Source organism: Variovorax sp. PBS-H4, assembly GCF_901827205.1.
Classification (GTDB): domain Bacteria; phylum Pseudomonadota; class Gammaproteobacteria; order Burkholderiales; family Burkholderiaceae_C; genus Variovorax.
This window is the reverse complement of sequence record NZ_LR594675.1, coordinates 4,475,498-4,499,737: the sequence shown is the minus strand read 5'-3', so window position 1 is coordinate 4,499,737 and position 24,240 is coordinate 4,475,498. Positions and strand designations below refer to the sequence as shown.

At 67.6% G+C, this 24,240-nt stretch carries 26 protein-coding genes and 4 pseudogenes; 17 read left to right on the top strand and 13 right to left on the bottom strand.

Annotation, left to right across the window (positions count from 1 at the left end; all coding sequences use genetic code 11):
• Positions 1-14: 14 nt before the first annotated feature.
• Positions 15-827 (bottom strand): NYN domain-containing protein, encoded by an 813-nt coding sequence (locus E5CHR_RS21335; protein WP_162581700.1) that lies wholly within the window; start codon positions 825-827, stop codon positions 15-17.
• A 544-nt stretch (positions 828-1,371) separates the two neighbouring features.
• Here E5CHR_RS21335 and E5CHR_RS21330 point away from each other — a divergent pair.
• The 4 genes from E5CHR_RS21330 to E5CHR_RS21315 all read left to right on the top strand — a co-directional run bounded on the left by E5CHR_RS21330 (position 1,372) and on the right by E5CHR_RS21315 (position 6,250).
• Positions 1,372-2,199, top strand: coding sequence for a DUF932 domain-containing protein (locus tag E5CHR_RS21330; protein WP_162581699.1), 828 nt, complete (start codon positions 1,372-1,374; stop codon positions 2,197-2,199).
• Positions 2,200-2,275: 76 nt separating this feature from the next.
• Positions 2,276-4,312 carry a ParB/RepB/Spo0J family partition protein gene (locus tag E5CHR_RS21325; RefSeq protein ID WP_162581698.1) on the top strand — a complete coding sequence of 679 codons (2,037 nt, stop codon included), beginning with the start codon at positions 2,276-2,278 and terminating at the stop codon, positions 4,310-4,312.
• Between the two features lie 689 nt (positions 4,313-5,001).
• On the top strand, positions 5,002-5,310 hold the full coding sequence (locus E5CHR_RS21320) for a DUF736 domain-containing protein (RefSeq protein WP_162581697.1): 309 nt from the start codon (positions 5,002-5,004) through the stop codon (positions 5,308-5,310).
• A gap of 598 nt (positions 5,311-5,908) precedes the next feature.
• Entirely contained in the window at positions 5,909-6,250 is a 342-nt protein-coding gene (locus tag E5CHR_RS21315) for a DUF2958 domain-containing protein (RefSeq protein WP_162581696.1), read from the top strand.
• A gap of 11 nt (positions 6,251-6,261) precedes the next feature.
• On the opposite strand, the gene E5CHR_RS21310 is transcribed toward E5CHR_RS21315, so the two are convergent.
• On the bottom strand, positions 6,262-6,570 hold the full coding sequence (locus E5CHR_RS21310) for a helix-turn-helix domain-containing protein (RefSeq protein ID WP_162581695.1): 309 nt from the start codon (positions 6,568-6,570) through the stop codon (positions 6,262-6,264).
• A gap of 153 nt (positions 6,571-6,723) precedes the next feature.
• On the opposite strand from E5CHR_RS21310, the gene E5CHR_RS21305 reads away from it, so the two are divergent.
• The 10 genes and pseudogenes from E5CHR_RS21305 to E5CHR_RS21265 all read left to right on the top strand — a co-directional run bounded on the left by E5CHR_RS21305 (position 6,724) and on the right by E5CHR_RS21265 (position 13,853).
• Positions 6,724-7,065 carry a DUF2958 domain-containing protein gene (locus tag E5CHR_RS21305; RefSeq protein ID WP_162581694.1) on the top strand — a complete coding sequence of 114 codons (342 nt, stop codon included), beginning with the start codon at positions 6,724-6,726 and terminating at the stop codon, positions 7,063-7,065.
• Positions 7,066-7,189: 124 nt separating this feature from the next.
• A complete protein-coding gene (locus E5CHR_RS31860) occupies positions 7,190-7,375 on the top strand; it encodes a transcriptional regulator domain-containing protein (protein ID WP_232062147.1) in 186 nt (61 codons plus the stop codon).
• Between the two features lie 124 nt (positions 7,376-7,499).
• Positions 7,500-7,982: a DUF2285 domain-containing protein gene (locus tag E5CHR_RS31855; RefSeq protein ID WP_232062146.1), complete on the top strand. Its 483-nt coding sequence runs from the start codon at positions 7,500-7,502 to the stop codon at positions 7,980-7,982.
• 92 nt (positions 7,983-8,074) lie between these two features.
• Positions 8,075-8,371, top strand: a complete 297-nt coding sequence (locus tag E5CHR_RS21295) for a helix-turn-helix transcriptional regulator (RefSeq protein WP_162581693.1) — start codon at positions 8,075-8,077, stop codon at positions 8,369-8,371.
• A gap of 28 nt (positions 8,372-8,399) precedes the next feature.
• Positions 8,400-9,227: pseudogene (locus E5CHR_RS21290) on the top strand (replication initiator protein A); the annotation flags it as partial.
• A 197-nt stretch (positions 9,228-9,424) separates the two neighbouring features.
• Positions 9,425-10,186, top strand: coding sequence for a ParA family partition ATPase (gene parA / locus E5CHR_RS21285; protein WP_232062145.1), 762 nt, complete (start codon positions 9,425-9,427; stop codon positions 10,184-10,186).
• A complete protein-coding gene (locus E5CHR_RS21280; RefSeq protein WP_162581691.1) occupies positions 10,183-10,446 on the top strand; it encodes a chromosome partitioning protein ParB in 264 nt (87 codons plus the stop codon). Before parA ends, E5CHR_RS21280 begins: the two co-directional genes overlap by 4 nt.
• On the top strand, positions 10,443-10,973 hold the full coding sequence (locus E5CHR_RS21275; protein WP_443083088.1) for a DUF2840 domain-containing protein: 531 nt from the start codon (positions 10,443-10,445) through the stop codon (positions 10,971-10,973). The genes E5CHR_RS21280 and E5CHR_RS21275 overlap by 4 nt, the downstream gene beginning before the upstream one ends.
• Positions 10,970-11,503 carry a S26 family signal peptidase gene (locus tag E5CHR_RS21270; protein WP_162581690.1) on the top strand — a complete coding sequence of 178 codons (534 nt, stop codon included), beginning with the start codon at positions 10,970-10,972 and terminating at the stop codon, positions 11,501-11,503. The genes E5CHR_RS21275 and E5CHR_RS21270 overlap by 4 nt, the downstream gene beginning before the upstream one ends.
• Before the next feature lie 376 nt (positions 11,504-11,879).
• Positions 11,880-13,853, top strand: coding sequence for a relaxase/mobilization nuclease and DUF3363 domain-containing protein (locus tag E5CHR_RS21265; RefSeq protein WP_162581689.1), 1,974 nt, complete (start codon positions 11,880-11,882; stop codon positions 13,851-13,853).
• Here E5CHR_RS21265 and E5CHR_RS21260 read toward each other — a convergent pair.
• Entirely contained in the window at positions 13,842-14,138 is a 297-nt protein-coding gene (locus tag E5CHR_RS21260; RefSeq protein WP_232062144.1) for a hypothetical protein, read from the bottom strand. The two genes, E5CHR_RS21265 and E5CHR_RS21260, sit on opposite strands and share 12 nt — an antisense overlap.
• 148 nt (positions 14,139-14,286) lie before the next feature.
• Entirely contained in the window at positions 14,287-14,547 is a 261-nt protein-coding gene (locus E5CHR_RS21255) for a hypothetical protein (protein ID WP_232062143.1), read from the bottom strand.
• A 22-nt stretch (positions 14,548-14,569) separates the two neighbouring features.
• Here E5CHR_RS21255 and trbG point away from each other — a divergent pair.
• Together trbG and E5CHR_RS21245 are read left to right on the top strand one after the other, a co-directional pair.
• Positions 14,570-15,286: pseudogene (gene trbG / locus E5CHR_RS21250) on the top strand (P-type conjugative transfer protein TrbG); the annotation flags it as partial.
• 2 nt (positions 15,287-15,288) lie between these two features.
• Positions 15,289-15,994: pseudogene (locus E5CHR_RS21245) on the top strand (TrbI/VirB10 family protein); the annotation flags it as partial.
• Between the two features lie 52 nt (positions 15,995-16,046).
• Here the strand turns inward: E5CHR_RS21245 and E5CHR_RS31850 are convergent.
• Positions 16,047-16,199 carry a LuxR C-terminal-related transcriptional regulator gene (locus E5CHR_RS31850; protein WP_443083120.1) on the bottom strand — a complete coding sequence of 51 codons (153 nt, stop codon included), beginning with the start codon at positions 16,197-16,199 and terminating at the stop codon, positions 16,047-16,049.
• Positions 16,200-16,377: 178 nt separating this feature from the next.
• Here E5CHR_RS31850 and E5CHR_RS32155 point away from each other — a divergent pair.
• Positions 16,378-16,567: pseudogene (locus tag E5CHR_RS32155) on the top strand (IS91 family transposase); the annotation flags it as partial.
• 938 nt (positions 16,568-17,505) lie between these two features.
• Here the strand turns inward: E5CHR_RS32155 and E5CHR_RS21235 are convergent.
• From E5CHR_RS21235 to E5CHR_RS21200, 8 genes are read right to left on the bottom strand one after another with little or no spacing between them, the layout of a single operon-like run.
• Entirely contained in the window at positions 17,506-18,123 is a 618-nt protein-coding gene (locus E5CHR_RS21235; protein ID WP_162581688.1) for an isochorismatase family protein, read from the bottom strand.
• Positions 18,120-19,163, bottom strand: coding sequence for a 2,5-dihydroxypyridine 5,6-dioxygenase (locus E5CHR_RS21230; protein ID WP_162581687.1), 1,044 nt, complete (start codon positions 19,161-19,163; stop codon positions 18,120-18,122). The genes E5CHR_RS21235 and E5CHR_RS21230 overlap by 4 nt, the downstream gene beginning before the upstream one ends.
• A gap of 10 nt (positions 19,164-19,173) precedes the next feature.
• Positions 19,174-19,992, bottom strand: a complete 819-nt coding sequence (locus E5CHR_RS21225) for an alpha/beta fold hydrolase (protein ID WP_162581686.1) — start codon at positions 19,990-19,992, stop codon at positions 19,174-19,176.
• 8 nt (positions 19,993-20,000) lie between these two features.
• Positions 20,001-20,339, bottom strand: coding sequence for a (2Fe-2S) ferredoxin domain-containing protein (locus E5CHR_RS21220; protein ID WP_162581685.1), 339 nt, complete (start codon positions 20,337-20,339; stop codon positions 20,001-20,003).
• A gap of 32 nt (positions 20,340-20,371) precedes the next feature.
• On the bottom strand, positions 20,372-22,024 hold the full coding sequence (locus E5CHR_RS21215; protein ID WP_162581684.1) for a purine-cytosine permease family protein: 1,653 nt from the start codon (positions 22,022-22,024) through the stop codon (positions 20,372-20,374).
• A gap of 16 nt (positions 22,025-22,040) precedes the next feature.
• Complete coding sequence (locus E5CHR_RS21210) at positions 22,041-23,294, bottom strand: NADH-ubiquinone oxidoreductase-F iron-sulfur binding region domain-containing protein (protein ID WP_162581683.1); 1,254 nt, start codon at positions 23,292-23,294, stop codon at positions 22,041-22,043.
• A 46-nt stretch (positions 23,295-23,340) separates the two neighbouring features.
• Positions 23,341-23,784 (bottom strand): nuclear transport factor 2 family protein, encoded by a 444-nt coding sequence (locus E5CHR_RS21205; protein WP_162581682.1) that lies wholly within the window; start codon positions 23,782-23,784, stop codon positions 23,341-23,343.
• A 42-nt stretch (positions 23,785-23,826) separates the two neighbouring features.
• Positions 23,827-24,219 carry a hypothetical protein gene (locus E5CHR_RS21200; RefSeq protein WP_162581681.1) on the bottom strand — a complete coding sequence of 131 codons (393 nt, stop codon included), beginning with the start codon at positions 24,217-24,219 and terminating at the stop codon, positions 23,827-23,829.
• Positions 24,220-24,240 lie beyond the last annotated feature (21 nt).

Genomic DNA, 24,240 nt, shown 5'->3' with positions numbered 1-24,240 from the left:
CCCTGTGCCGACGACTAGGCGCGCGACGCGTCGGCTTCTGCGATGCCCTCGGCCTTGGGCAGCAGGCTCACCGACCAATGGCCGCCTTGCTCTTGCTGAGGCGCCAGCAGATCGTAGGTCTTGACCATGTTCAAGAGGCCCGAGTGGCCGTAGGTCTGGGGCGAGAAGGCCGGGTCGGTGCGCTTGAGGTACTGGCCCAGGACGCCCAGGCCGACCTTGCCTTCGGACGTGTCGCTGGCGAGCAGTGCCACGGCCTCGACGAGGAAGCGTGGCCGGCGCTTCGGCGCCGGCTTGGGCGGTTCCTGCTTCGGCGGCTCGGCCTTGGCCGGCTCCGCTTTCGCGGTGGCCTTCGGCGCGGCTTCGACCGCCGCTTCCGCCGGTGGTTCGGGACGTGTCCATTCGAAGAACTGGTCGCTGGCGTTGCGCAGGGCGTCGGGCGTCTTGGGTTCGCCGACGATGCAGACGGTGGCACCGCGCTCGCGCAGCTTGCGGCACAGGTAGGCGAAGTCGGAGTCGCTGGTGACCAGGCAGAAGGTGTCGGCCCGTTGGTCGAAGAGCGCTTCCAGCGCATCGAGCGCCAGGGCGATGTCCGCGGTGTTCTTGCCGGCGGCGTACTGGTACTGCAGGCAAGGGGTGAAGGCCAGGCGCACCAGGGCGTCCTGCCATTTGTTGGCCAGCGTGCCCTGGTTGCCGTAGCCGCGGCGCAGAACGACGCGGCCGAACTGCGCCACCATACGCAGCGCGTGCTCGAGGATGTCGGGCGGCACGTTGTCGCAGTCGACCAGGACGGCCACGCGGGTCTCAGTTGTCGTTGGGGCGGTGCTCATCCGGAGTTTTGTTTTTGTGGGTTGAACGGGTGCCCTCACGGTAACTGATTCAGGGCGTCTCCGGCCAGGCGGACATGGCCGGCCGTGCTGTCGTGCTGCGCATCGAGCCACTCTTGGCGCCTCGCTCCCTGCGGGCGTTCATCGTTCGTCTCGCTCCGCTCGGCCGACGCCTTCGGCCCGGCTCTCGATGCGGGCCTGCGCGCTTCGCTTGCGTGAGGTCGGCGAAGAAGGCGACCGTTGCCTGTCAGCCATCTTTCCTGAGCTCATCACCTTGTGCGCGACCGTAGCCCGCGGCCGGGGGCCGTCAAGGCGCGCCAGGCCGTGTCCTCGGCTGCGCCTGCGGGCCGCACCACCCTGGCGCTTCTTCCTTGACGGCCCCCGGCCGCGCGCTCCTGACCGTCGCGGGCGATGAACTCAGGAAAGACGGTGGCAACGAGGCCAACCGGGTTCTTCGTGCCGACCCCACCGGAAGACCCGAAGAGGGCTCCGAATCTAGGAATCCGGTGGGGGTTGTTCAACAGCCAACTTCGTCAGGAGAAAGACCATGCAACTCGCTTCCCGTTTCGCGCCGGCTTCGCCGACGCTGCGCTCGGAATCCCCACTGTCGGACGAGCAGATCAGGGCCGTGGCCCCGTCCATTTTTGCGGAGGCTCCCCATGGCAGCCGCTCGGAACGCTACAGCTACATTCCCACGGCCACCGTGCTGCGGGAATTGAGAGGGGAGGGCTTCGAGCCCTTCATGGTGTGCCAGACCCGCGTGCGTCAGGAAGGGCGGCGCGATTTCACCAAGCACATGATCCGGCTGCGTCACGCCAGCCAGATCAACGGCCGAGAGGCCAACGAAATCATCCTGCTGAACTCTCATGACGGCACCAGCAGCTACCAGATGCTGGCGGGCATGTTCCGCTTCGTCTGCCGGAACGGGCTGGTGTGCGGCGACACCGTGGCCGATGTGCGCGTCCCTCACAAGGGCGATGTGGCGGGCCACGTCATCGAGGGCGCGTATGAGGTTCTGAGTGGGTTCGACCATGCATCGGAATCCCGCGAGGGCATGCAGGCGATTGCGCTGGATGCCGGCGAGTCGGAGGTGTTCGCCCGCGCCGCGCTGACCCTCAAGTACGACGATCCGGACAAGCCCGCGCCCATCACGGAAGCGCAAATCCTGATGCCGCGCCGCACGGACGACGACCGCCGCGACCTGTGGAGCGTGTTCAACCGCACGCAGGAAAACCTCATCAAAGGCGGATTGAACGGGCGCGCCGCCAACGGCCGCCGCCAGACCACTCGGCCGGTGCAGGGCATCGACCAGAACCTGCGACTGAACCGCGCCCTATGGCTGCTGGCCGACGGCATGCGCCAGCTCAAAGCTTGAACCCCAAGCCCGGAGGGGCGCAAAGCCTCTCCATTCATTCCCCGCCTTTTCCATGTTTCCTTACAGGAGCTACACCATGAATACCGCCACCTTTCAAGAAACCAACGCCGTCGCCACGGCCGGCGCTGTCGCCGCCGTCGCGGCCTCGCAGGAACTGCTGCTGATTCCGCTGTCCAAGCTGCGGCCTTCGAGTCGCAACGTGCGCAAGAACGGCGGCACGTCGATTCCCGAACTGGCAGCGAGCATCGCGCGCGTCGGCCTGCTGCACAACCTCACCGTGGTGGCCGCGCCCGATGGCGAGCACTACGACGTCGTGGCCGGGCGACGGCGTCTGGCGGCGTTGAAGCTGCTGGTCAAGCGCCGCAAGCTGGCGAAGGACCATGAGGTGCATTGCCTGCTCGTACTTGACGATGCGGCCCGCACCGTCAGCCTGACGGAAAACTTGCAGCGCGAGGCCATGTCGCCCATCGAGGAACTGTTCGCCTGGAAGGACCTCGTGGCCGAAGGCCGGCCCGTGGAAGACATCGCCGCCGATTTCGGCGTCACGCCTCTCGTGGTGCAGCGGCGCCTGAAGCTCGCGAACGTCTCGCCCCGATTGCTGGCGGACTTCGAAACGCAGGCCGTGACGCTGGAGCAACTGATGGCGCTGGCCATCACCGATGACCATGCGGCGCAGGAAGCCGCGTTCTACGACTCGCCGCAATGGCAGCGCAGCCCGGAGGCGCTGCGCGATCACCTGACGAGCGACCAGATCGATGCCGGCCGCGATGCGGTGGCGCGCTTCGTCGGTTTGGTGGCCTATGAGAAGGCGGGTGGCGGTGTTCGCCGCGACTTGTTCGCGGACGACCAGAACGGCATCTTCCTGGCGGACGGCGCGCTGCTGGATGCACTGGCGCGGGACAAGCTCGCGCCGATCGCCGAGCAGGTGCGGGCCGAGGGCTGGGCATGGGTGGATGCCGCGCCGCGCGCCACGTCTTCTGAGCTGTACCAGTTCCAGCGGGCGCGCAGCACGCGCCGGGAACCCACCAAGGCCGAAGCCAGGCGCATCGCCAAACTGGAAGACCGGCAATCGACGTTGCAAGAGCGGCTGGACGACGACAGCGAGGACATGACTGACGAGCAGGCGCAGGCGCTTCACGACGAAATGGACGAGCTGGGCAACAAACTGGACGCCTTCGAGCGGCAATTGGTCGAATACCCGCCCGCCGTGGTGGCGCTGGCCGGCGCGGTTGTGTCGCTCGATCCCATGGGCGGCGTGGTCGTCCATCGCGGCCTGCTGCGCGAGGAACAGGCCAAGGCATTGCGGGAACAGGCGCGGCAGGAAGGGGTCGCCGCGGGCAGCGGCCCGGATGCGGGTATCGATGAACAGACCAAGTCCTGCATCTCGGAGAAGCTGGCGAAGCGCCTCAGCGCGCACCGCACGGCGGCCTTGCAGGCCGAGGTGGCCCGACACCCGCACGTCGCGCTGGTGGCCCTGGTGCATCGCCTCGCGCTGCGCGTGATCGTGGACAGCTATGGCTCGGGCGGCTCGCCGGTCGGCATCACCGCGACGCCGCAGGATGGGCTCGGGCAGCATGCGCCGGACATCGGAGATGCACCGGCGGCGGTGGGCATGCGCAAGGTTCGGGACGCGTGGGCCGACCGCCTGCCCGGCGACCCGGATGCGTTGTTTGCCGAACTGCTGGCCTTCCCGCAGCAGGAACTGCTGTCGCTGCTGGCGGTGTGCGTGGCCTCCACGGTCAGCGCGGTGGCCTCGCATGAGGAAGAAGTCCCCGCCGCTGCGCTCGCGCAGGCGGTGAACCTCGACATGCACGGCTGGTGGACGCCGACCGTCGCAGGCTACTTCGAGCATGTCTCGAAATCCAAGGCGCTGGAAGCGGTGCAGGCGTTCGCGCCCGAGCATGTGAACCGGCTGGGCAAGCTCAAGAAGGCCGAGATCGCGAGCGAGGCCGAACGGCTGGCGGCGGGTACGGGTTGGCTGCCCGTGATGTTCCGAGGGCAGGAGGTTGCTGCCGAAACGCAGGCCGTGCCGGAGGGCGAGGCCGAGACCGATGCCGAGTCCAGCAGCGGTGCCGAGGCAGAAGACCGCGAAGATATGCACGCTGTCGCGTGAGCATGGCGCCCCGGCCTGCGGGCCTGGGCTTGTTGAGTCGGCGCGACGCGCGCGGCACGTGTGCCGCGCGCGTATTCACATCCAGCGGCTGCGCCGCCGACATCTCAAAAAGTCAGCCCCCGTCGCAGGACGGGCACAGGGCTGCGACAGGCCTTGCTGCGCTGGGTTCCGAAATGTGGCGCCGTCCCCGACGCTGGCGGGCAGACCCCCCGAACACTGGTGGTGTCACCGACGGGCCGTCTGCCATGCTGACCTTCTTCCACGCCGCCGATGCCGATCTTGTGTGCCGCCGCCATGCGGCGGTGCATTCTCTCTTGGCTTCGCTGGTCAGTCGGCCTCGCGTTCGGCCGCAGCCGAATCCGTGCCGGGAGGCTGTCTCATCGGGCTATTGCCAGGCGCATGCGTCCCTTGCGAGGACAGGTCCACGCCCACGGCCTTGTATGTGTCGTGAATCCTGGCGCGGGCACGGCGGCGCTGCTCTTCGTTGCGCTTCGCCTCGGGCGCCGCAACCGGCAGGCCCGACAAATTTCCCCTCCGCTGCGCGGATTCCTCGCGAGGCAAATTTCTCGGGCCTGCCGGTCCTCCGCTGCGCTGCGGCCTTCGGTGCGGCGCGCCCGGACCCGCGCCGGTCGGATCACGCCAAGGCCGCGATGGGCGCGGACCTGGATCAACCTCGAAAGGACTTCATCATGAGCACCATTGGCAACTTCACCGCTTTGGGCGACGGCTACAGCGGCACGGTTCGCACCCTGACCCTGAACGTCAAGGTCAAGATCGCCGCCAGCGACAAGGCGAGCGAGAACGCCCCGGACTACCGCGTCGTCGCCGGCAACGGACTCGAGATTGGCGCGGCGTGGAAGAAGGTCAGCAAGGCGGACCGGCCCTACCTGTCGGTGACGCTGGACGACCCGTCGTTCTCGGCGACCATCTATGCCCGCTTGGTCGAGGGCGATGACGGCGCGCACAACCTGATCTGGTCGCGCAGCAAGGGCGACTGAGCGTCGCCCTCGGCGCCCCGCTGCGGCGAGGTGCCGTCTTCCACCATCGCTTCGACTGCCCGCGAGTGTTCGCGGGCCTTGTTGTCTGACTTCCAGTTCTTGGGTGCCGTGTTCCTTTGCGGAAGCGCGGATCAGTGCAAAAGCGTGATGTCGTGTTCGCACTTCGTCGTAAAGCCGATGTCCCGGGTTCGTGCGTCTGGGGCTTTGGGGAGATGCGCCAAGCTGGATTCGCGGTTCAGCGGATGTCAGCAGATGCGTTTCCGAGATCTCACGGATCCGTGCGTCTCCGGCGGTGCCGGATCGCGCTGTCGTGCTGGCGCATCGAGCCGCCCCTGGCGTCTCGCCCCGTTCGGGCTTCCATCCCTGACGCCTTCGCACCTGCGGTGCTGCGCGCAGCCGCTTGCGATGCGGGTGCATGCAGGGGGAGGGCTGGCTTGCTGTTCCCTTCATCGTCGCACGCCGGTCTGGCCGTCAAGGTCTGCGCGTGCCTTGCGCGCTGGCGTCCTGGAGGCCGTCTTCGAACCCTGACGGCTGCGCTGCGGCGTGCCGCTTCCGGTCTCGGGCAATTCCGCCCGGCATCCTTCCAAGGAGAAAGACCATGACGAAGCTCATCACCGACGAACAACGCGCGCAACTGCTGGCCAACGGCCGGGAGTCGGCCGAGAATCCGCGCTTCGACCCGCGGCCGTTGGTCAAGCTGTTCACGCCCAGTGCGGGGGCGACCTGGCTACTCACCGAACTTGATTCAGAAGAAATCGCATTTGGACTTTGCGATCTCGGGCAAGGTTTTCCCGAGCTGGGCTATGTGAGCCTGGCGGAGCTGGAGGCCTTGCGTGGGAAGTGGGGGCTGCCCATTGAGCGCGATCTCCACTTCGTCGCGGACAAGCGGCTGAGCGGCTACGCACGTGAGGCGCGGCTGGCAGGCCGCATCGTGGCGTAGCGCTGCAGGCATCAGCCGCCGATGGCCGGCCGATGCCATTCCCTCGGCAATCTGGCCTCTGTCTCGAGCATCAATTCGCCGGCGCTGCGGCCCAGCGCCCGGGCTATCCGGAGCACCAGAACCAGCGTGGGCATGTGCTCGCCGCGCTCGATCTTGCCCATGTGAGAGCGCTCGATGCCGGCGAGGTGCGCCAGAGTTTCCTGGGCGATGCCTTCCTCGGTTCTCAGTGCGCGCACCACGGCACCGAACGCCAGCGCCGGCGCGACCTCGAAGGTCGTCGCGCCGATAGGGCGTCCCCGCTGAATGGCTCGCTTCTGCATGGACAGAAGCGTCCCGGTTCAGCACAATTTAAACCACGTTATCTTTAACTCGTGTGCTATCTCCAGGATGTGCTGGCGCGTCGAATCCTTCTGCACCTGCACCTGCACCTGCTCTTGGGACGTTAGCATTCCGTCACCTCCTCCGAGGACCCGATGACTTTTCTCACCGAGCAGCAGCGCGCCCAAATGCTGGCCAACCGCGCGGCGCACGCCCGTGGCCAAGCCGACGACCCCTATCCCGTCGTTAAGCTGTACACGCTGGACGCCCCTGCCTGCTGGCTGCTCACCGAACTCGATGCCGATGGCGATCGCGCCTATGGGCTGACCGATGCCGGCACCGGCTTCCCCGAACTAGGGCATGTGAGCCTGGCGGCGCTCGAGGGCGTGCGCGGCCCTACCGGCCTGTGCATCGTGGCCGATCCGCATTTCAGGGCGCGCCAGCCGCTGTCCGGCTACGCGGCTGACGCGCAACGCGACGGTTCGATCAACGACTGAACTTCGGTGGCGGGCGGGCGCACAGGATCGTCCCGCCCGCGCGACAGCGCATCGCTGCAAAAGCCAGCCATGCCGGCCGTTCCTGTGGCAGCCTTCGCGCAAGCAAGAAGAAGTGAGTTCTGCCATGACCGACCGAAAGGCCGAAAGCCTGCCAAGCGCGCCCTGGCGCGTGTCGGCGGCCTATCTTTACACGCTCGATCTCGACGACCCCGCGCTCGCGTGGGAGTACCTGCGCCGCCATCCGAAGTACCAGGCGGATTGGGCACGGCGCGCCGCATCGCTTGAACGGTGGGGGTTGCGACAGCGCTGAAGATCCTCGTCTCGATGCGCGCGAAGCGCGTCCACTATGGATCACCGCCGCTGACGAGCTGCTGCACGTATGCGCTTCGCGCGCGCACGGTGCGTCGGCCCGGCCGACTTTCGATCTCTGGCGCGTGCCTGGCCGCAAGCGTTTGGCGCTCGGCGGCGCAGGCCTGACGCTGCTGACCGAGGTATCTACGCAGCGCCTGCTCCTGTCGCTGGCCACTGACCTCGTGGACGGTGCGGCCTACGCCTGCATGGTCCCGCTCGGACCCGGTCTGCGAGGTCAGTTGGAGGCGTTCAACGCGCAGGCAGGGGTTCTTCGAGGACACGCTCCGGCAAGATCGTGTGTGCGGCCCGCTACTCGCGCGGCACTGCTGCATCTTCGCGCCCTCCAAGCGCTCGATGGCACGCAGGCCGGCGCGTCACACCGCGACATTGCCCAAGCCCTGTTCGGTTTCGAAGCTGTCGTGCGCTGGCACGCCGATGGCGAACTGCGCGCCCAGGTTCGGCACCTGCTGCGGCGCGCCGAGGCGTACATGGGCGGTGGCTATCTGAGCCTCGCGGGCATACGGCGCACCGCAGCCGACCCCCCCGGAGACGAACCGATGCGCTGAATATCTCCCTGCGCAAGAAGGGCCTTACTCCCGAGACTGCCTCCATTGGGCTGCGAATGGTTCGCGGCCCCGCGACAACGATGGAGGCCCTCATGGCAAGTGCCAGTTCCCAGTTCCCCGTCTGCGCTGCGGCGGCTGCGCCGCGGCCCCTTGCGGTGCCCGCCGCACCGGCCAGCCCCGAGTTCCTGACCACCGACGAGGCCGGCGCCTTCCTGCGCCTGTCGCCGCGCACGCTCGAGAAGCAGCGCGTGCTGGGCGGTGGCCCGCGCTTTCGGAAGTTCGGCGCGCGCGTGGTCTACGCGGTCGAGGACCTGCGTGCCTGGGCCAACAGCCGCGCCTACGGCATGACCTCCGATCCTGGCTACGTGCAGCGTGACTCCGTCCGCTGACCAGCAAGCAGGGCAGGGAGCGTCACCCATGTCGAAGCGCCCCACCGAACGCGAACAGCTGTCGCTGTTCCGCGCGCTGCCGGGCGCTGACATGGCGCTGCGCGATGCGCAGGACCTGATGGCCTACCCGTTCTTCTCGCTGGCCAAGTCGCCGCGCACCGTGCCGATCCGCTTTGGCGCCGGAGGCGTCTCGCTCACCGTTGAAGGTGTGCCCGAGCACGGCATCGCCACGATCTGGGATGCCGACGTGCTGATCTGGGCTGCGAGCCAGATCGTCCAGGCCAAGAAGGAAGGCATCGCGCCTTCGCGCCTGATGGTGGCCACGCCCTACGAGATCTTGCGCTTCGCGCAGCGCGGCACCGGCCGCAGCGACTACCTGGCGCTGCGCGCCGCGCTGGACCGGCTGCAGTCCACCACCGTCGCCACGACGCTGCGCCAGCGGGAGCGTCCGAACGGCGCGATGCGCGTGCACCGCTTCTCCTGGATCAACGAGTGGAAGGAGTACATGCGCCCCGACGGACGCGCCGACGGCATCGAGCTGATCCTGGCCGATTGGTTCTTCTCGGGCGTCTTGGACGAAGCCCTGGTGCTCACGCTCGATCCTACGTACTTCCGGCTTTCCGGGGGGATTGAGCGCTGGCTCTACCGGCTCGTGCGCAAGCACGGTGGACGGCAGCCCGGCGGCTGGCGCTTCGACATGCGCCACCTGTACCTGAAGTCGGGGGCGCTCCAGCGCTACCGCGACTTCGCCGCGCATGTGCGAGGTCTGTCTGTGCGACAGGCGCTGCCGGGTTACCGCCTCTTCATCGAGCGCAGCGGCGGCATCGAATGGCTGGCATTCCGCCCAAGCCCAGCCGAGCCCTCCCCAAGCGACTTGTCCACAACTTCTGTTGAAGAACCTGTGGATGACGTGGGGACGGACTCGGTGGATCACCGGCGCGGGACTCGGTGGATCACCGGCGCATCTATCGGTGGATCACCGGCGCCAAACAGCCCGCAGGCCGCGCCCAGCAACGGTTTGGGACCTCCCTAAACATCTAAAGGGATACATAAATGGAAGTCACGCGCGCGCGAGCAGATACTGCTCAAAAAATGGGCAATGGTTCGGCGACTGCAAATCAGGCAGACCCAGCATCCGAAACCAGCTCGCCAGGAAGAAAGGACGGCCGCCCCGGCAAGGTGATCGCGCTGCTCAACCAGAAGGGCGGGGCAGGCAAGACGACACTCGCCACGCACCTGGCCGGCGAACTGGCCCTGCAGGGAAACCGCGTCACGCTGCTCGATGCCGATCCGCAGGGCTCGGCCCTCGACTGGGCGCAGCGGCGGCTTCAGAGCGGCCAAGAGCGGCTTTACGGCGTCTTCGGGCTGGCGAGGGACTGTCTGCACCAGGAGGCGCCGCAGGTCGCTTTGCAGGCCGACTTCGTGGTGATCGATGGGCCGCCCCGGGTCGCGGCCCTCGCGCGCTCCGCGTTGCTGGCCGCCGACCTCGTGCTGATTCCGGTGCAGCCCAGTGCCTACGACGTGTGGGCCAGCCATGAGATGGTGCAGCTCGTTATCGAAGCGCGAGTGTTCCGCCCTGCATTGCGCGCGGCATTCGTGATCAATCGGCGCGTGGTCGGCACGGTCATCGGTCGTGAAGCGCGCACGGCCCTGGCCGATCAGCCGTTCGCTGCCCTGAACGCTGAAATCTCGCAGCGCATCGTGTTCGCCGACAGCGTCGCCGCCGGTCGGCTCGCTGGCGAAACGGCGCCGAAGTGCGTAGCCGCGCGCGAGATCGCCGCGCTGGCGCAGGCCGTGCGGGAGATGCTGCGATGACGGTGCAGGCGCCATCCGTAACGCAGAAGCGGGCACCGATCGGCAGCAAACCGGCGGCCGACCCAGCATCGGCCTGGGTGCGGCGTGCCGACGAACCGGCGGCTGCGGACAAGGCGTCGATCTATACCGCACGCCTGACCATCAACGTGACGCCCGCGCTGCGCGGACACATCAAAGTGGTCGCATTCAAGCGCGGCGTGACTGCGGCCGAGATGCTGCGCGAGTTGCTGGAGCGCGAGTACGGTGCAGGCGAGCCATGACAGCGCTGCCTTCATATTCGACGCCGGCCGTCATGCCTATCTCGCCGCAAGCCGCGCAGCCGCAGCGGCCTGCGCACATGCGGGTTTCACTCGCGTTCGTCGAAGATCGGGTGAACGTCTGGCTGCGCTTCGGCCGGCCAGTGCGCGAGACCGTCCTCGACCATTGGCGGCGCGTCGCGAGCTTCGAGCCGGAGGCGGTCTGCTGCCGCGTCAAGTGGATCGGCAACGACTACGGCACGGCGCTATGGCAATTGATGGTATTGCAGGCGCCCATGCCGTTCGACGGCGCGCAGCGCGTTGCCGGCGTGCATCCGGGCGCGCGCATTCTGCTCCGCGCGAACGGCGAGGCGCAGGTCAAGGCCGTGCTCGCATTGGTCGACACCATCGGGGCGTTGCGCATCGACCCGCGCGCGGTGGCCCTCACGTACTGGCGCACGGTCGGCAACCGGCTGGCTGCGCGCCAGCCGCTGCCGGCCTACACCGCCGAACGGCATGCGGCGCATCTGGCGCGCGCGGCGCTGCGATGACACCGCGCCTGCTCTTCGCCTGTATGGGCGTCGGTCTGGCTGCGCTGTGCGCGCCTGCCGTCATGCCGGTGGCAATAGACGACGGCGTCCTCGTCGTCTACAACCCGAGCGACAGCGTACCGCGCGGTTGGTACCGCATCGACCGCATGGAAAACCTAGCGTCGCTGCACGTAGGCAGCATCGTGCTGGCCCGGCTCCCGGCGGACGTGGCAGCGTTCGCAGGGCAGCGCGGCTACCTGCCCAGGGGCGTGCCGATCCTCAAGCGCATCGGCGCACTCGCGCCGCAATCGGCGTGCGTTCGGGAGCAGGTTGTGCGCATCGATGGCGTCGTGGTGGCGAACGTGCGCACGCATGACGGCGCGCATCGCCCGCTGCAAGCATGGTCTCAGTGCCGTCCCCTCGCGGTGGGCGAGCTGTTCCTGCTCGGCGACACGAACCCGGCGTCGTTCGATAGCCGGTATTTCGGGCCCATTGCCGCGTCGGCCGTGCTCGGCGTCGCGCGGCCTTTGTGGACATGGAGTGCGCCATGAACTTTGCGATATCCCGCGACCGAGCATGCTGTCGAACTGCAGCCGGACGCGCGTCCGTGCTGCATCCCTTCGTGCAGGGAGCCCGCCGCCAGCGTGCAGCACCTGCTGCACCGCCGCTGCCCCACGGGCAGCGTTGCGCACGTCGTGCGCGGCTGGCGGTAGGTCGGAGCCGGGAGCACATGCGGAAGGCGCAGACGGAGGGCAAGACAAAAGGGGGCGGCACCCGGCCGCCCGCAAAGCCAGTCTGCACGTGGGGTTGGTGCGGCACACCTCTGCTTGTCCGTTGTGCCGTGCAGGCCGCGGATCCCGCGTCGCCACGGGCGCATCCACGTGCCTCGTACGCTGGACGACGCCGCAGCCTTCCGAGGACGCGGCCGTGAGCGATCGCCGCGCGGACGATTTCCGGGTTCGTCCCGGCGCCCCGAAGAGCCGGCGCCAGGGCTTCGTCTCCAGGGTGCTCAAGGAGCTCGGAAAGACCAGTGGCGGCAAATCCTCGATGCGCCGTCCTGCGGTCAGCCGGAAGGCCGGCCAGCGGCCAGGATCGCGTCTGGGCCGCGGCCATGCGGCTGCACGCTTCGCCGGTGCGAGGCTGACGCCCATGGCCCGGCGGGTGACCATCAAGACCTTGCTGGTCAACCGGCACAAGGCGAGCCCGCGGTCGCTCACCAGGCATCTGCGCTACATCGAGCGCGATGGCGTGGGCCGCGATGGCGAGCCAGGCCGGGCCTACGGGCCACAGGCCGACGAGGCCGATTTGGATGCGTTCAAGGAACGCTGCGCAGATGACCGGCACCATTTCCGCTTCATCCTCTCGCCCGAGGATGGCGCGGAACTGGAACACCTGCGCACCTACACCCGGCACCTGATGGGCCGTATGGAGGCCGATCTGGGCACGCGGCTGGATTGGGTGGCCGTCGATCACTGGAACACCGACAACCCGCACACGCACATCGTCGTGCGCGGGCGCGACGACACCGGCAAAGACCTCATCATCGCGGGCGACTACATCGCCGATGGATTCCGACACCGGGCCGCCGAACTGGCGACCGAATGGCTGGGGCCGCGCACCGAGCTGGAGATCCAGCAGACTTTGCAGCGCGAGGTGGAGCAAGAGCGGTGGACGAGCCTGGATCGCACGCTCAAACGCGAACTGGGCGACGATGGCCTGTTGCATGTCGAACGCCTCAACGAGCCGAATTTGCAATGCCAGCGCCTGCTACTGATCGGCCGCCTGCAACGGTTGCAGCGCCTTGGCCTGGCCGACGAGACGCAGCTTGGCACCTGGGCCGTCCATGCCGACGCGGAAAAGACCCTGCGCGCCCTGGGCGAGCGCGGCGACATCATCCGCACCATGCAGTGGGCCATGCGCGGCGAGCCGCGTGAGGTGGCGGTGTTCGAGCCGGGCGACGATGGCCGAACCATCCTCGGCCGCGTGGCCGCGAAGGGGCTGGCCGACGAGCTGCGCGACCGGGGCTATCTGGTCATCGACGGGGTAGACGGCAAGGCCCACTACGTTGCGCTCAATGCCCGCGACGAACTGGCGAACTATCCGATCGGCGCCGTGGTGGAGGTGAAGGGGTCGGCGGACGTGCGGGCAGCAGACAAAAACATCGCCGCGCTAGCGAGCGATGGCCTGTATCGCACCGACCATCATCTCGCCATCGCGCAGGGCCAGGCCGTGCCAGGCCGCGATCCGGAGGAAGTGGTGGCGGCCCATGTCCGACGGCTCGAAGCCCTGCGCCGCGCTGGCATCGTAGAGCGCGTGGCCGAGGGGCTATGGAAGGTGCCGGACGACCTGCCCGAGCAGGGCCGCCGCTATGACGCGCAGCGCCTGGGTGGCGTGGCGGTGGAGCTGAAATCGCACCTGCCCATCGAGCGCCAGGCGCGCGTGATCGGCGCCACCTGGCTCGACCAGCAACTGATCGGCGGCGGCTCGCGGCTGGGCGATCTGGGCTTTGGCGCAGACGCCAAGCAGGCGATGCAGCAACGCGCCGACTTCCTGGCCGAACAGGGACTGGCCGAGCGGCGCGGGCAGCGCGTGATTCTGGCGCGCAACCTGCTGGGCACGCTGCGCAACCGGGAACTGGCGCGGGCCGCCAAGGACATTGCCGCCGAAACTGGGCTGGAGCATCGCCCCGTGGCCGATGGGCAGCGCGTCGCTGGCATCTACCGCCGCAGCGTCATGCTCGCCAGCGGGCGCTATGCGATGCTCAATGACGGCATGGGGTTCAGCCTGGTGCCGTGGAAGCCGGTGATCGAGCAGCGGCTGGGTCAGCAGCTTGCGGCAATGGTGCGCGGCGGCGGGGTGTCGTGGGAAGTCGGGCGGCAGCGCGGCCCCTCAATCGGTTGACCCCGCCGCCGTGTTTTGCAGCAGGGAAATAGCTTGCGCATTCGCATCGCTGAGGTTTGCTGTGACCAGGAAAGGGATGCCCAACGCGGCCTGTAGTCCCGCAGCCTGCTTCTCGACCAACGGCAGGCGCTGGCTGTCCTGCATGACGGACACGATGCCTTGGCAGACGCTCGCCAAGCGGCCCTTGTTCTCCTTCAGCCAGAGCATGCGCGCCTTGTCCTCATCATGGTGGCGCTGGGCAGGATCATCACCATTGACGATGAACGAGTACGAACGCCTTGGCATGCCGGATCATTGTCTCCAGGTCTTCAATAATGCGAAGTCCGTTTCCAGGAACCAGGCTTGGCCGTGGATGCATACGATGGGAAACTGGCCGGTGTCTATGACGCCGAGTGAAGGGTTTGGCATTGGCTGATCTCCTTGCGGTTTGGTGTCACTTCGCCCTTGCCGGCGTGCGACGCTTTTTCGTTGCCGATGTAGGCGCTGGCGGCACCGTGGCGATCAGTCCCCACAGGTAGCCCAGCGCCTGGTCGTCTGTCATCGGGCGCGCGCCAGTGACAGCCAGCGCATCGTTGGTTTCCACGTCGCTGTGCAGGAAATACTGCATCAGGCCGCCCATCGTGACCATGAGCAGCCCAGCGGGAACATCGCCGCGAACATCGCCCGCATCCTGCGCGGCTTTGACCTCCGGCACGAACAGTTGATTGAGCTGCTTGGCCCGCGTCGCGCCCACGCGCGAGGGCTACGTCAATGCGATTCAGGTCTGGCCCTTCACCGACGGCGCGCTGTATCAGGTCTATGCGGCCGTGGGCCGCGTGACCGTGATCGCGCTTCAGCCGGGCGAGGAACTGGTGACGGTGGTCGCGGGCGACACGGTGCGCTGGATCGTGGGAGACACATTGAGCGGCAGCGGCGATGCGCTGCGGGTCAATGTGATGGTGAAGCCCATCCGCTCGGGGTTGAAGACGAATCTGGTCATCACGACCAGTCGGCGCACGTACCTGCTGGAGCTGGCCTCGACCGAAAAGACATGGATGGCGTCGGTGTCCTGGGAATACCCCAAGGACAGGATGCTTGCCTTGCAGCGCCAGGCGCAGGCCGCGAGCGCGGCTGAACCGGTGGACTCTGGCTTGCCGCTGGAGAAGATCCCCTTCCGCTACGCGATCAGCGGCAGCAACCCGCCGTGGAAGCCGCTGCGCGCCTTCGACGATGGCGAGAAGGTCTATATCCAGTTCCCCGCTGGCATCGCGCAAGGCGAGCTGCCGCCGTTGTTCGTGATCGGTGCGCAGGGCGACGGGCAACTGATGAACTACCGCTTCCGTGCGCCGTACTACATCGTCGATCGGCTGTTCGGCGCGGCAGAGATGCGCCTGGGCGGCGACAAGGGCGACGTGGTGCAGATCGAGCGCACGGACGGCATGCGGAGGAACTGACCATGAACCAATACGATACTTTCGACCGTGCCTCGCCGCAGGCGGGCAAGGTCGCGCCGGAGGCGGTGGCGCTGCGCGCCCAGCCGCGTCCGGTGACTCGATTGAACCGGCGCACGCTGGCGATGCTGATGGGCGGCCTGTCAGTCGCCGTGCTGGGCGCGACTATCTGGTCGCTTCAGCCGCACAGGCGCGGCGCCAATGAGCAGACCCAGCTTTACAACGTCGATCGCGTCTCCAAGTCCGAGGGGCTGGACGCGCTGCCGACCGATTACTCCAAGCTGCCGCCGAACGTGCCCGAACTGGGGTCGCCGCTGCCGGGTGATCTCGGCCCGGCCATCGTCAAGTCGCAGCAATACGTGACGCCGACTTATGCGCCGCCAGGCCATGACCCCGAGGATGCCATGCGCAAGGAGGCGGACGCACCGGCGGCCTCGACGGTGTTCTTCCGCTCGGGCCCAGCCCGCCGACCCGACCGCAACGCAGAACCAGCAAGACCAGAAAGAGGCGTTCCTGAAAGGCGGCTCTACGGAAACCCGCAATTTCGGCAACCTGCAAATGCCTGCCTCGCCGTATCAGGTGATGGCCGGAACGGTGATCGCCGGGGCGCTGGTGACAGGCATCAAGTCGGACTTGCCGGGCGACGTGATCGCCACGGTGACTGAGCCGGTCTACGACACGGCGACGGGCAAGTGCCTGCTGATCCCGCAACCAAGATCAAATCGCGTTGACCGCTAGCAGGAAGGCGAATTTGGGTGACTGCTTACCGCCTTTCGCGGAGTAGAGACAGCGCCTGGTAGCGCGTGCCGACGCCCAGTTTGGCGAAGACATTGCGCAGGTGCCATTTCACCGCCTCGGGCGACAGGCCGAGTTCGCGCGCGATCTCCTTGATGGGCAGGGCCAGCAACTGAGCGATCTCTTCCTCGCGCTAGCTTAGCTCGAGAGGCGCTTGCGCTCCGGCCGGTGCGCGCTCGGCCATCGTATTCAATGCGCTGGCGTGCATCGGGCCGAAACAGGCGTGACGACGGGCGCTGCGAGGCCCATTAAGGTGATCGCTTTCGAATGGGGCGCCACGGCGGCCGAGATGCTCCGCGCGGCAATTGTTGGCTGAGCCCGCACCGGTCGTCGAGTTGCCGGTGAACCAATGGACTATCGGGACCACTATCACCACCTCACGGGCGTGTCGCTGCGAGACTGCCCGCACTGCGGGCGGGGTCAGACGGTGCGCATCAAATCCTTCCTGGCTGGCGCCTTGCCACGGGTCCGCCGTGCATGCCGCCATGAACTTGATCTTGAACCGTCAGTGCCAGCACTTCTCGCCTGCGTCGTGCGCAGCAAAAGGTCTCGCTTTGCGTGTTCGCGCCAATGATCGGTGAAGGGATCAGTCGGTACCCGCCATGGCATTGCCATCGCATACGTCACTGCCGCCCGCCCTCAAAGTCAGGATCAACCGGGCTGCCATCACGGCGCAGTTTTTTGCGACTTCAACAGGTCGGCGCTGATTCAATTCCCATCGCACCACTGCTGCGCAGGCGGTTCAGTTCAGCGGGATCTTTAGCCAACCGCCCGCGGACGAGGCGCGTCCTCTCGCAACAACGACTGCGCGCCGCAGCCGCTCGGCTAAAGACTCTCTGCATTACGCCGATCGCCTAACTATGCTGAGTGGGCTCGCCGTTTGCGATAGTCGGCCAGTGACCGGTTCGGCAAAGTCTGACCGCTCACAGCGTCTCGAGAAAGGTGAGCGGTTGGGGGGCAGCATCCTCGGTAGACTGACGCGTCGCGCCGTCATGCTTGAGTTCGAAGGTAGGCGCTACCGGCTGAACGAGGCTGCCGCATGTCTTGCGATCACGGCCGGGGCGCGATCGGTCAACAATACAATCCCTAGAGGAATTTGAGAGTCCACAGGCGGGGAGTTTGAATGTCGATCGGGGCGCGATCTCGAAGCCGAACATGCGCGCGAGTGTCATATTGCAGCGCACCGTCGCGACCACGACGCGCCGTTCGGCGGCACGCGGCCACTGCTATGCCCTGGATGCTCGTCGAATCCAGGCTGCGCGCGATTTCCGACTACGTCCTGATAGAGCGCATCAAGTCCAAGATGAAGCCAAGCAAAGATAGGATCGTGGCCGACCGCCTCGGGCATAGCTGCATAGGCCCCGCGCGGGCCTCCGGCCGAAGAATCGTAGAGCAACACTGCACCCGTAGTACAGTCGGTCAAAATTTCAAGCCTTGAGAAGTGCATCAAGGAAATCATCGCGCGGAAGCGCTGTCGCGTACTTCTGGCCCATGTCGAATAGGCTCGACTCATGTGCCTGCAGGGACCGGTCGCCGACGCAGTCCGTCACCACGATGGGGCGGAATCCCCAGGACATCGCATCGACCACGCTGGCGCGCACGCAGCCGCTGGTGGTTGCGCCGGCCACCAGCAAGGTGCGCACGCCGCGCCCCGCCAACCAGGCCGCCAGGCCGGTGCCGAAAAAGGCCGAAGGCACGGTCTTGCGCACAACCAACTCCCCGGCCGCCGGCGTCAACGCATCGATGATCGCGCTGGCAGGGGCGCGCTCCGTCAGTCCCAACAACCTCGGCACCTTGGCTGCGAACACGTTAGCGTCAGCGCCGTCGTCTTGGAACACGATCCGGCTATGGGCCACCGGCCAGCGCCGCGCGCGCGCCTGTCGCAAGAGCTCTTGCACGCGGTCGGCCGCCTCCGCGCAGTTGCCGCCGCCAAATCGGTCCGGGTCGACGAATCCGTTAACGAAGTCGACCACCAGCAACCCGAAGGGCGGCTGGGGCAGCAGTGCCGCGCCGAAGCCTTGGCGCTCATAGACGTCGTGCGTCATCGCAGGTTCCCGTCGAGGACCTTGCCCTCTCGCACCACGACTTCGCCATCGAGGCTCACAGTGCAGTGGCGCAGCGGCACATCGATATGACAGGGCGTGGACCTCTTGCCGCCCGCCTCATTGTTTGGCCCAAGCGAGAACAGGAAGTTGCCTTCGAAGGCCCTCGCGTCCTGGCCGGTGGTCTGCTCGCGGTCGTAGAGGGCCAGCGTGGACCAGTTGCAGCGCGGCTGCAGGCCCCAGCCGACATGCGACATCGCGAACGCCTCCGGATCCTGGAAGCTGCGCATGAATTCCTTCAGCAGGTCGGCATCGACGCCCCCCTCGATCGACTGCACGTAGCCATCGCGCACCTGCAGCGTGATGCGCTCGTTGGCATAGCGCTTGTGCGGCAGCACGATGTCGCCGCGGTCGATCACGAGGATGCCCTCGCTGCTGCCCTCGTTGGCGAAGGTGAACAAGAAACCGCTCGGCCAATGGTCCCAGCGGCCCGGCGCATCGACGAAGCCATATTCGCAGATGGTCGGGAACTCGCCCAGGCGGAAGCTCACGTCGGTCCCCGCCGGCGACGTGACGTGCATGGTCCTGGCGCCGCGCAGCCGCTCGGCGGCGGCGAGCACCCGCTCGCGGTCGGCAGCGGTCGGCACGGTGCGCACCAGCACCTCCGGCGGTTCGACGGCCAGCAGGATGCGGGTGCCGCAAGCCAGGATCTCGGCCTGCTCGGGTGAGAACAGCAGGCCCATCAGGTCGATCACGAGATCGCTGGCCTTGAGGGCGGCTATCGCGGTCGCGTTGCCGGTGAGGGGCGTCTCGCCCAGGTAGCCGAACACGTCGCGGCTCAAGGCCTTGTCGGCGTTGATGGGCGGCAGCTCGATCCGGGTGACCATCGCCCCGGCGGCCTGGGCCGCCACCGTCGCGCAGCGCAGGGTCTGCGGATGCGTCACCACGCTGCACAGGATGGCAACGGACTGGCCGGGTGCCGTCCGGCTGAGGCGCAGGACCTCGCTCCAGGCCTGGATCAACTGTTGGTCGCTGACTGCCATCGTTTGTCTCTCAAAAGGAAAAGCCCAGGAACTTGCTGACCGCCGCGTCGAAGCCTTCGGGGTTGTCCCAGGGAATCATGTGGCCCGCACCCGGGACCCGGCGGTGCGCGACGAGGGGATTCAGTTGCCGGATCTCCGCCACGTCGGCATCCGGCACCACGTCGCCGCGCTCGGCCGTGAGCAGCAGGGTCGGCACGGCGATCGCCGGCAGCTCGGCATGGAAATCGACTTCGTGGAAATCCTGGAAGGAGACGGCGACCGCACGCGGATCGCAGGTGTGCAGCCATTCCGCACGCAGGGCGCGCTGCTCGTCGCTCCAGGTGGGGCAGTACTCGCGCATCGCCTCGGCGTCGCAGCCGCGCGCGGCGAGCGCAATGGACTTCAGGTACCAGTCCAGGTGGGCCGGATAGGGCCGTCGGCCCGGGCCGCAGACCGGCGGGTCGGCCAGCACCAGCCGTCGCAGGGCGCGCGGGCGGCAGGCGGCGGCATGGCCGGCGATCCGCGCGCCCATCGAATGACCGACGAAGTCGACCTCCTCCAGCGCCAGCGCCTCGACGAAGGCCAGCAGGTCGGCAGCCTGCGCCTGTACCGAGTAGTCCAAGCCCGGCCCGGCCGCGGACAGGCCTCGCCCGCGCACATCCAGGATGTAGGTATCGGCGGCCCGGCCGAAGCGCTCGCCCACGAAGCCCCAGGTGATCGCGGGACTGGTGATGCCCGGGATCAGCACCAATGGCGGCCGACCCGCGGCGCTGTCGCCAGGCCCGTAGTGCAGGTAGTGCTGGCGGATGCCGTTGGCGTGCACATGGCCGCCGCGCAGTGTCGATGCCACGCCTACGGTCATTGCTCCGGCGCCAGCAGGCCGGCGTCGATGATGCCGAGGATCAGCGCCTCGAGGTCGGCGTCGTTCTTTTCGCGCAGCCTCGCCGGCGGCTCCGCCCCGGCCACGACCGCGCACACGATGGCCGCGTCCTCCGGGGTGACCGAAGAGAGCCAGCAGCGCCGCTGCGGGATCACCACGTTGGGCCCGCTGTTGCAGGCGGAAAAGCACATGTAGGTGTGGACCTGCACCGCCGCGCCACACGCCTCGCGCAGGGCGGCCAGCACCCGGTCGGCGCCGCGGCTGCGGCAGTCGGTGTTGTTGCAGATGTAGATCTCGGAAGGCTGGGCAGCGGACATCGGGAACGGAAAGTTGGGTCGAGGAAGAAGGCTCAGGGGGTGACCGGATGGGTGGCGCTGCCGGCCAGGGCCACGGTGGCTTCGGCACGCTGGCAAACCTGCTTGCAGTTGCGCTCCGCAGCGCAGGCCGTGGACGAGATGAACTGGTTGCCGTGGAACGGGCATTGCACGAAGTCGCTGCGATGGTGCGTCACGCCCTCGATCGGGCACAGCGCCATCTCCGGCAGGTTGCTGGTGGGAACCGGGGCGCGTGGAAAGTACTGCTTCACCACGCCCGCCTCGCCCATGAAGAAGGCGATCAGCAGCGGCATGAAGAAGGCGGCCAGGCCGGTGACCGGCACGGCCAGGGCCGCGGTCTCCGCGCCGAAGCTGCCGCTGCCCATGGCCACGCCGACGGCCGTCGGGACCCACATGGACAGCAGGCCGATGCGGTTGTAGCTCGGCAGGTAGCCGCGGCGGATCTCGCTCCAGGCCGGCAGGCCGTAGCGGCGGCGCACCAGCCAGAACTCGCCCAGCATCACGTTGGCCCAGTTCACCAGGAACACGCTGACCATGGTCATGATGGTGCCGAATTTCGACAGCCACGGCGAGACGATGATGCCGTAGCAGATCACGAGGAAGGGCAGGAGGTACGCGGTACGGCCCCAGCCCACCTTGGTGGCGGTGGCGGTGAAGTTCTGCAGCGCATTGGTGCCGAAGTAGACGTTGATCACGTTGATGCGCAACTGCGTGAGCACCACCAGCGCCAGGCCGAAGCCGCCCAGCAGCTTGGTGATCGAGACTCCCGGGTCGGGGATCTTTCCGCCCGTGGCGGCCAGGAGGTAGATGCCCAGGAGCGGCGCAACCAACTGGCCGAAGGTGGTGCCCACGCCGGCGAACAGCATGGCGGCCTTGCGGCTTTCGCGCCGGCGCGCCATGCGGGCCTGCTCGGTGCACAGCAGGATCAGGATCGCACCCAGCACGCCGGAGGTGGCGCCGAACGCGCTCAGCACGGTGACCCAGTTCAGGGGCGCGTTGCTCGGGTTGACCCGCCACCAAGCGCCGCCGGCCAGGCCGCCGTTCACTTCGGGATTGGAACCCGCCGCGGCCACGTACAGCACGGCCAGCATGCCCAGCACATAGAGCCAGATCGTGGCGCCCTGGAACACCGCCAGGAAGCGCATGCCATAGATGGACAGCGGCAGGAAGACCACGCAGACGATGGCGGCGGTCGCCCAGTGCGACCAGCCGGTCAGCTCGGTCAGCGCACTGGCCATCACGTGGCCCTCCAGCGCGAAGTACAGGGCGCCCAGCAGGCCATAGGCGATCAGCTGGTAGGAGGCGCCGATGAAGCCGAAGGACTGGCGGCTCATGAGCACTTCCAGCGTGCCCTCCTCGGCCGACTTCTTGGTGAAGTAGTAGACGCCGAAGCCGGTGTAGATCGCGGTCAGCAGGAAGGCCACGAGGGTCGCCGGCGCGCCGTAGTACAGCGACAGCAGGCCCGCCGTCAGCGGGAAGGCCATGCAGGTACTCAAGCCGGAGTAGCTCCAGAGGGCACTCCAGGCGGACCAGCGCCAGGTGGCGGGCACGCGCCGCAGCGAGTAGTCCTCGGTGGCGGCGCCTTCGTTTTCGACCCGGTGCACGGCGTCGCGTGTGTCCAGGACGTCGCCGAGCTTCAGTCGGCCCAATTCGCGGGTGGAACTCATGGTGCTCTCTTTTTCATCAGTGGGCGGTGAGGGTCGGTGTGCCGGCCGGACCGGGCGCCGCGGGCGCGGCCGCTTCGAGATGGCGGGCAACATCGGCATCGAAGTGCTGCAGGAGGCTCCGGACCGGCGCGACCGGCATGCGGATCAGCCCGCAGATGCCCTTGTCGACGTTGGCCTTGACGATCAGCGGGACCTGTTCCAGCAGCTTGCGGTTGCCCTTGCCGGCCGCCACCTGGCGCACCACGGCGGCCAGCATGCGCGTCTCCATCCGGCACTGCGGGCATTGGCCGCAGCAAGAGGCTTCGAAGAAATCGGCGATGCGACCGATGGCGGCAACCATGTCCTCACCCTCCGCGAAGGCCCGCACCGCGGCGCAACCGAGCGCGGAGCCGGCGGCCGCCAGCGACGCGGCGTCGAACACGCAGTCGAGCTGCTGCGCCGCCAGGAAACCCGAGGACGGTCCGCCGGGTTGCACCGCCTTGATGGCGCGGCCGCAGCGCAGCCCGCCGCCCCAGCGCTCCACGAGCTCGCGCACGGTGATGCCGATCGGCACCAACCGCACGCCCGCGTGGACGAACTCCTCGCCGAAGGTGCAGAGGGTCGCTCCCTTGCCGGCGGGCCCGAGCCCGCGGTGCGCCTCGGCACCGCACAGCACGATGTAGGGCACATGGGCCACCGTCTCCACGTTGTGCACCAGGGTCGGCGCGCCATGCAGGCCCTGCTCGATCGGGAACGGAGGCCGCCGGCGCGGAAGAGGCTCGCGTCCCTGCAGCACTTCCAGCAGCGCCGTCTCCTCGCCCACGATGTAGACGTCAGGCACCGCCGCGATCCGCAGTTGCGGCAACGGCAGCGGCTGGGCGCGGACCTGCGCCAGCGCCGCTTCGAGTGCAGCGTGCGCTGCCGCGTTGTGCGCGTTGACGGCGAAGCACAGGTGCGTCGCTCCGAGCGCGGCGGCCAGGCACAGCGCGCCTTCCAGCACGGTGTCGGCATGCCGCTCCAGCAGCCACCGGTCCTTGAGCGAGCCGGGCTCGTGCTCGCTGCCGTTGACCACCAGGTATTTGACCGCGCCGGGCCGGGCCTGGAAGAGGGCCATCTTGCGGTCGGCCGGGAAGCCACCGCCGCCCTTGCCGGCGAGGCCGGCGGCGCGCAACTGGCCGAGCAGCTGACCCGGTTGCAGCGTCCGGGTGCGCGCATAGGCAGGCAGCGCCGCGTCGCGGGCGCCGGTGGTGGCGGCGGCGGACAAGACCGCGCGGGCAAAGATATTGAGCATCTGGCTTCGTGCCGGGGCCGCGGCGCGCGGGGGCCGCGACGGCGGCTTACATGATGTTGGCGGTCCCTGGCTTCATGTCCAACGCCGGCGCGTAGTCGCCCAACTGCCGCGACAGCGTGGCCGTGTCGCTGTAGAACATGCAGGTCTTGATCCGATCGTCCTGCACGTCGACGAACATGCTCTCGAACACGTCGCAGCGCTTGCCCGTGATGTCGTGGCCGGCCCAGTCACCGTGGCCGGTGCCGGTGGTCCGCAGCGCGGCGAAGGCCTTGTCGCCTTCCGAGATCATCCCGGTGATCTCGAAGTGGATGTCCGGCAGGGCCGAGAAGATCATCGTGAACAGCTTGCGCACGTCTGCTTTGCTGTTCAGGGGAATCGGTGCGGCGACATCGATCATCACGCTGTCGTCGGTGAGACAAGCCATCAGCCGGTCCAGGTCATGCGCATTGTGGGCATCGACAAAGGCGCGGACGACTTCCTTGGGGGTCATGGGTTTCTCCTCTCTTGTTCTCGATGGGGTGGTGCCGCGGCGTTAAGCCGCGGCGGGAAAGAGTCGGATGCTGGGTTTCTGCTGCCAGCCGCTCGTCTCGTGCTCGGGCTTCCACAGGTCCCAGTGCATGCCGTCGGGGACGGTGGGGCTGCGGTGCAGTTCGACCGACAACGACGCATCCGAGAAAGCCAGCATCAGCGTGAACAGATGGCGGGTCTCGGCCGGCACCGCCGTGCCGGCGGCGGCTGCGCGGTCGACGCAGCGGAAGTGCTCCATGATCGCGTCCGCGTGCGGCAGCACGGCGTCATAGAAGGCGCGGATTTCCGGCAGCGTGGAGGTCTCGCGTTTCTGCAGACGCTGCGTCTCGGTGGGCAGCGCCCAGGCGAGGTACTCCTCGAGCTCGGCAAATGCCGGCGGCAGCTTCTTGGTGGTCATGAGGATTCCTTGGATTCGTTG

Coding starts and splice junctions, on each gene's coding strand:
- E5CHR_RS21330 (WP_162581699.1), top strand. CDS start 1,372: ATGCAACTCGCTTCCCGTTTCGCGCCGGCTTCGCCGACGCTGCGCTCG.
- E5CHR_RS21205 (WP_162581682.1), bottom strand. CDS start 23,784: ATGACCCCCAAGGAAGTCGTCCGCGCCTTTGTCGATGCCCACAATGCG.
- E5CHR_RS21335 (WP_162581700.1), bottom strand. CDS start 827: ATGAGCACCGCCCCAACGACAACTGAGACCCGCGTGGCCGTCCTGGTC.
- E5CHR_RS21305 (WP_162581694.1), top strand. CDS start 6,724: ATGACTTTTCTCACCGAGCAGCAGCGCGCCCAAATGCTGGCCAACCGC.
- E5CHR_RS21260 (WP_232062144.1), bottom strand. CDS start 14,138: ATGCCAAGGCGTTCGTACTCGTTCATCGTCAATGGTGATGATCCTGCC.
- E5CHR_RS21315 (WP_162581696.1), top strand. CDS start 5,909: ATGACGAAGCTCATCACCGACGAACAACGCGCGCAACTGCTGGCCAAC.
- E5CHR_RS21270 (WP_162581690.1), top strand. CDS start 10,970: ATGACACCGCGCCTGCTCTTCGCCTGTATGGGCGTCGGTCTGGCTGCG.
- E5CHR_RS21230 (WP_162581687.1), bottom strand. CDS start 19,163: ATGGCAGTCAGCGACCAACAGTTGATCCAGGCCTGGAGCGAGGTCCTG.
- E5CHR_RS21325 (WP_162581698.1), top strand. CDS start 2,276: ATGAATACCGCCACCTTTCAAGAAACCAACGCCGTCGCCACGGCCGGC.
- E5CHR_RS21235 (WP_162581688.1), bottom strand. CDS start 18,123: ATGACGCACGACGTCTATGAGCGCCAAGGCTTCGGCGCGGCACTGCTG.
- E5CHR_RS21280 (WP_162581691.1), top strand. CDS start 10,183: ATGACGGTGCAGGCGCCATCCGTAACGCAGAAGCGGGCACCGATCGGC.
- E5CHR_RS21320 (WP_162581697.1), top strand. CDS start 5,002: ATGAGCACCATTGGCAACTTCACCGCTTTGGGCGACGGCTACAGCGGC.
- E5CHR_RS21200 (WP_162581681.1), bottom strand. CDS start 24,219: ATGACCACCAAGAAGCTGCCGCCGGCATTTGCCGAGCTCGAGGAGTAC.
- E5CHR_RS21220 (WP_162581685.1), bottom strand. CDS start 20,339: ATGTCCGCTGCCCAGCCTTCCGAGATCTACATCTGCAACAACACCGAC.
- E5CHR_RS31860 (WP_232062147.1), top strand. CDS start 7,190: ATGACCGACCGAAAGGCCGAAAGCCTGCCAAGCGCGCCCTGGCGCGTG.
- E5CHR_RS21210 (WP_162581683.1), bottom strand. CDS start 23,294: ATGCTCAATATCTTTGCCCGCGCGGTCTTGTCCGCCGCCGCCACCACC.
- E5CHR_RS21310 (WP_162581695.1), bottom strand. CDS start 6,570: ATGCAGAAGCGAGCCATTCAGCGGGGACGCCCTATCGGCGCGACGACC.
- E5CHR_RS21275 (WP_443083088.1), top strand. CDS start 10,443: ATGACAGCGCTGCCTTCATATTCGACGCCGGCCGTCATGCCTATCTCG.
- E5CHR_RS21215 (WP_162581684.1), bottom strand. CDS start 22,024: ATGAGTTCCACCCGCGAATTGGGCCGACTGAAGCTCGGCGACGTCCTG.
- E5CHR_RS21295 (WP_162581693.1), top strand. CDS start 8,075: ATGGCAAGTGCCAGTTCCCAGTTCCCCGTCTGCGCTGCGGCGGCTGCG.
- parA (WP_232062145.1), top strand. CDS start 9,425: ATGGAAGTCACGCGCGCGCGAGCAGATACTGCTCAAAAAATGGGCAAT.